The 5,120-nt window shown below is 30.3% G+C and carries 5 protein-coding genes and 1 pseudogene; 5 read left to right on the forward strand and 1 reads right to left on the reverse strand.

Going from position 1 to position 5,120, the window contains the following annotated elements; translation table 11 throughout:
• Window positions 1-158 precede the first annotated feature (158 nt).
• The gene (locus J1D01_RS17145; protein WP_421151732.1) at window positions 159-1,079 is read left to right on the forward strand and encodes a hypothetical protein; all 921 of its coding nucleotides are present in this window, start codon (window positions 159-161) and stop codon (window positions 1,077-1,079) included.
• A 39-nt stretch (window positions 1,080-1,118) separates the two neighbouring features.
• Here the strand turns inward: J1D01_RS17145 and J1D01_RS17150 are convergent.
• A pseudogene (locus J1D01_RS17150) lies at window positions 1,119-1,325 on the reverse strand (IS110 family transposase); the annotation flags it as partial.
• A gap of 151 nt (window positions 1,326-1,476) precedes the next feature.
• Between J1D01_RS17150 and J1D01_RS17155 the strand changes: the two are divergent.
• The 4 genes from J1D01_RS17155 (at window position 1,477) to J1D01_RS17170 (ending at window position 4,775) form a co-directional block, all read left to right on the forward strand.
• Entirely contained in the window at window positions 1,477-2,217 is a 741-nt protein-coding gene (locus J1D01_RS17155) for an SDR family oxidoreductase (protein WP_421151733.1), read from the forward strand.
• Between the two features lie 18 nt (window positions 2,218-2,235).
• The gene (locus J1D01_RS17160) at window positions 2,236-2,700 is read left to right on the forward strand and encodes a DUF1097 domain-containing protein (RefSeq protein ID WP_421151734.1); all 465 of its coding nucleotides are present in this window, start codon (window positions 2,236-2,238) and stop codon (window positions 2,698-2,700) included.
• A gap of 7 nt (window positions 2,701-2,707) precedes the next feature.
• Complete coding sequence (locus tag J1D01_RS17165) at window positions 2,708-3,634, forward strand: helix-turn-helix domain-containing protein (RefSeq protein ID WP_421151735.1); 927 nt, start codon at window positions 2,708-2,710, stop codon at window positions 3,632-3,634.
• A 232-nt stretch (window positions 3,635-3,866) separates the two neighbouring features.
• Window positions 3,867-4,775 carry an NAD(P)/FAD-dependent oxidoreductase gene (locus J1D01_RS17170; RefSeq protein ID WP_421151736.1) on the forward strand — a complete coding sequence of 303 codons (909 nt, stop codon included), beginning with the start codon at window positions 3,867-3,869 and terminating at the stop codon, window positions 4,773-4,775.
• Window positions 4,776-5,120: the final 345 nt, after the last annotated feature.

Below are 5,120 nucleotides of genomic sequence, written 5' to 3' on the forward strand. Positions count from 1 at the left end.
AGTATTCCAATTGGTTCTATGCAACAGTTAAGAAGAAAAGAGGACTTGTACGTGTAATAAGGCTTTAACTTGAAGACCGTTTTAGTTCTCCTCTTTTCTTCTTTTAAATTAATAAATCAAAATAAAGAAAACCGTTAGCAATAATTAAGATCAGAACTATGAAAGAATTAACTTTAACGAATTTGACTGCAATTTTTATTTGTTTTTTAACAGCCCAATTGCAGGGTCAAGAATCTTGGATTGACACTTCTATTCATAGTGGATTAATAGAATTAAAGACAGATTATCCATTTAAAACTTTGGTTTCAAATGATTCTATAAAAACCACAGCAGAAACTCTGAAAAACTTAAATAAGGCTAAACTGTACTTTGACAAAATTTTTAAAATAGATTTAGATTTTGTCGTCCTATTCATTGGAAATCAAGAATGGAGTAAATACGCATATTTTCCACCACCTGGTTTACCTCAAGCCGGAAATGGAAATGTAATCCTTGGATTAGATAAGTCAGTTGTTTCGCTAGAAGTAGAAAAATTGATTACTCAACTGCCTGAACATTATTGGACTTCATTAAAGCTAGTTTATGGAGAGGATATTGATTTGGACCTCTTTTACCGAGAAACCTTATCAATTCACGAATTAGCTCATCTTTATCATTTTAAAGAAGGAACTAAACCGCAAAGAAAGTGGTTACAAGAACTTTTTGCTACAATGAGTATGTATTCTTTTATAAAAGAGAAATTAAAGTCATCTTATGATTTAATGAATACCTATCCCGAGTTCGTAATACAATCTGGAGATAGAATAGCTGAATTTAAAACTCTAAAAAATTTCGAAGATAAGTATGTCCAAAAGTTGACACCACAAAACTATGAATGGTTTCAAATGCAGTTCTATAAAAATGCTAAGTCAATAATTGATTCAAAAAATGCCGAAATTGTAGTTAAGCTTAAAAACTTTTTGATTGAAACTGATTTAAGTAAAACTGATATACTTTCCGATTCGGAATTATTAACCCAGTTAGAGAAAAAAGTAGGAAAAGAAGTAGCTGATATTTTAACTAACTGGAAGTATAAATAACTATTGCCAACAAAGAACTGAGTTAAAAAACAAGTAACTTTAAGCTAATTTTGAAACATAATTTTCATCATAAGGCAATCCGCTTTTTGCAATAGCAAAGGCCTGTTTAAGCAATTTATTCGCTTCGGCTATTAATGCCAATTTTGCACTCTTTCCTTTAGCTACAATTCTATCAAATAAAGCTTTGCAGGCTCGGTTATATTTATAGGCCGAAAAGGCTGCTAATTTTCTTCTAGTTCGTTCCATTTTTTCTAAGTTAATTACCTAATCACCACACTAGTCATACTGGTATTTGTTGGCAATAATATGGCATAACAACAACTAAAACACAGATTTGGAAAGGTTTTAAAATTTAATATCACGCAACTTTGCAGTATTAATTATAAAATCCAAAAAAATGAGTGTATTAAATGAAAAAGTTGCCATTGTTACTGGTTCTTCAAAAGGAATTGGAGCCGAAATAGCTAAATATTTAGCCTATAATGGAGCCACAGTAGTTGTGAACTATGCCAACAATAAAGTCCATGCTGACAGTGTTGCAAAAGAAATCATTCAAAATGGTTCAAAAGCAATATGCATTCAGGCAGATATTAGCAAACCAGAAAATGTAAAAACATTATTTAACGAAACTATATCACATTTTGGCAAAGTTGATATTTTAGTTAATAACGCTGGAATTATGATTAATTCTCTAATCAAAGATGCTACTATTGAAGATTTTGAAAAACAAATAAACGTTAATTTAAAAGGTGTTTTTAATACTTTAAAAGAAGCTTCTACGCAATTAGCTGATAATGGAAGCATCATCAATATTTCATCAACCGTAACACGTACCACTTTTCCAACTTATGGTATTTATTCGGCAACAAAATCAGCTGTACAGCAACTTAGTAGCGTATTTGCTAAGGAAATAGGTCATAGAGGTATTAATGTAAACTGTGTTTTACCTGGTCCTACAGGTACTGATTTATTTTTAAAAGGGAAATCAGAAGAAACTATCACTCAATTAGCCAGCAGTAATGCCTTTAAACGATTAGGAACACCATTAGATATTGCGAAAATAGTTGCCTTTTTAGCAACAGACGAAGCTAAATGGATTAATGGACAAAATATTGGAGCTAACGGAGGTATGGCATAACTTTTAAACCATTTAATAATGAAACAATTTTTAACCGCTTCAATAATGGGCTTCTTTGGTGCATTAGCCTCACTAATTTCTTTTTCATTTCATCTACCAAGTTGGGTGCTATTTTTAGCTTGGGTAAGTTATTACTTGTTTGGAAAATCTATAAAATCAGCATTACAAACACTACCACCACTAACCTTTGGAATACTTATGGGCATTACCATAAAATTATTTGGTGGTAGTTTGGGTGATTATTTAGGGAGTTTTGGATTTCCAATAGCTGTTTTCATATTAATTACATCATTGAGTTATTTGTCAAAAATAAAAAGGTTAGAGAATATACCTGCTTGGTTTATAGGCTTAATTATATTTTTTGGAGTGCATCCTAAAATAGAACTTAAACCAATGATTATTATATTTATAACAATTATTTTAGGATTTGTATTTGCTTATTTAAACGATACAATGACAAGGTTAATTCAAAAGAAAAAATAGAATTATTATGGAAGAATTAAAACGAATTTCAAAAATCTCAGACTATCATAGTTTTGCAAACCTTTCTGCACCGAAACATCCATTAATAAGTCTTATAGATTTTAGTCTTGTTGAATTTCCTGAACATTTAAAAGGTTTAAAACTCATTCAAGAATATTACACTATTGGTTTAAAGCGAAATGTGCCTTATAAATTATTTTACGGACAACAAGAATACGATTTTAACGAAGGATTGATGACATTTTTAGCGCCTAATCAAGTAATGAGTATGGAAAGGAATCCTAATATTTTTTTAGATAAAAAATTAAAACCTTCTGGCTGGTTACTATTAATACATCCTGATTTTTTATGGAATACTTCACTTGCCAAATCCATAAAAAAGTATGAATATTTTAGCTACAACATTAATGAGTCTCTATTCTTATCCGAGGAAGAAGAAAAAAGTATCATCTCTATTTTAAAGAATATTGAAAAAGAATATCAGTCCAATATTGATAAGTTCAGTCAAAAAATTATAGTTTCTCAATTAGAATTGCTTTTAAATTACGCAGAACGATTTTACGAAAGACAGTTTATAACTCGTAATAAATCTAATCACCATATTTTAGATAAATTAGAAAAATTACTATTCAATTACTTTAATCAAAATAATTTAGTAGAGCAAAGCTTACCAACAGTCGAAAAAATTTCTAGTGAATTAAATCTTTCTTCTACCTATTTAAGCAGTGTATTAAAATCGTTAACAGGTATGAGCACACAACAACACATACACAATGCACTAATTGAAAAAGCTAAAGAACAACTCTCTACAACTTCCCTTTCCATAAATGAAATAGCCTATAATTTAGGATTTGAGTACCCAACATCATTTAATAAATTATTTAAAAATAAAACAGAAATGTCACCTTTAGAATTTAGGAAAACATTTAACTAAAAAATACTATTGCCACAAGTGTAGCTGAATGTAGCCTCCTCATTTTTTCGGATAGTCTTAAACTTTACATTTTAGAGTTCTTTAACGCAACTATGTTGCAATAGTAAAAAATAATTACCTTTGATGCAATATGGTAAAAATTTCAAGACGAAAAATGATAAAGCAAAGTAGTTTAGCTGTAACTACTTTGGCTATTCCATTTCCTATAACAGCAATTACAAAATTCAATAATATGACTGATAAAAAACATTATGAAGTAATTATAATAGGTGGTAGTTATGCTGGACTTTCAGCAGCAATGGCTTTAGGAAGAGCCTTGAGAACCGTGTTAATCATTGATAGTGGTAAACCTTGTAATCTACAAACACCTCATTCGCATAATTTCATTACACAAGATGGAGAAACACCAAACGCCATAGCAAAAAAGGCGAAAAATCAAGTTTTAAAATACGATACCGTAAAGTTCTATGATGGACTTGCAGTTAGTGGAAAGAAAACTTCAAAAGGCTATCTTATCAAAACCGAAAAAGATGATGAATTTACCGCAAAGAAACTCATTTTTGTTACAGGATTAAAAGATATAATGCCAAATATCAATGGGTTTACCGATTGTTGGGGAATTTCAATTCTGCATTGTCCTTATTGTCACGGTTATGAAGTAAAAAACGAGAAAACAGGAATTTTAGCTAATGGAAATTTTGCTTTTCATTTTGCTCAACTCATAACGAATTGGACAAAAGATTTGACCATTTTCACAAATGGTAAATCTACCTTGACACAAGAACAAATAGATAGAATCAGTAACCATAACATTCCAATCATTGAGAAGGAAATTACTGAAATTAAACATGACAATGGTTATGTGGAACAAATTGTTTTCAAGGACAATTCAGCTTTTAACCTTAAAGCAATTTATTCTCGTCCAGCATTTGAGCAACATTGTAAAATCCCTCAAACATTAGGTTGTGAACTAACTGAACAAGGCCTAATACAAGTGGATATGTTTCAAAAAACAACTGCAGATGGAATTTTTGCTTGTGGAGATAATGCAAGTCCTTTAAGAGCAGTTTCATACGCGGTTGCAACGGGAAACATTGCTGCAAGTATAGCAAACAATGAAATGACTATTGAAGAATTTTAGCTAATAAAAATACTAGCTCTAACAATGGCCACAATTAATACGTGTTTAATATTTAATCAAAAGTTTAGTGTATTTTTATAAAGTCTGCCAATTCTTTTAATTTGGCTTTAAAACACAAAAAGATAAAACAAAATAAAAAGTTTTGGCTAATCGCTTAATCCTGAATTGAATGCTAATTTAATCCCGTACTAACCTTAGCCGAAACCGTTAATAATAATTATGACCCGTCCTGAATAAAGGCTACATAATTTTAAACATTATGTACAAAAATGACAAAGTAATCAGAAGGTATTCAGAACCTTTCAAACTCAAAATTTTAGACGAACTTACAACAGGAAAATTAAA

Origin of the sequence: Seonamhaeicola sp. NFXS20, assembly GCF_049132085.1 — a bacterium.
GTDB lineage: Bacteria > Bacteroidota > Bacteroidia > Flavobacteriales > Flavobacteriaceae > Seonamhaeicola.

Coding starts and splice junctions, on each gene's coding strand:
- J1D01_RS17170 (WP_421151736.1), top strand. CDS start 3,867: ATGACTGATAAAAAACATTATGAAGTAATTATAATAGGTGGTAGTTAT.
- J1D01_RS17155 (WP_421151733.1), top strand. CDS start 1,477: ATGAGTGTATTAAATGAAAAAGTTGCCATTGTTACTGGTTCTTCAAAA.
- J1D01_RS17160 (WP_421151734.1), top strand. CDS start 2,236: ATGAAACAATTTTTAACCGCTTCAATAATGGGCTTCTTTGGTGCATTA.
- J1D01_RS17145 (WP_421151732.1), top strand. CDS start 159: ATGAAAGAATTAACTTTAACGAATTTGACTGCAATTTTTATTTGTTTT.
- J1D01_RS17165 (WP_421151735.1), top strand. CDS start 2,708: ATGGAAGAATTAAAACGAATTTCAAAAATCTCAGACTATCATAGTTTT.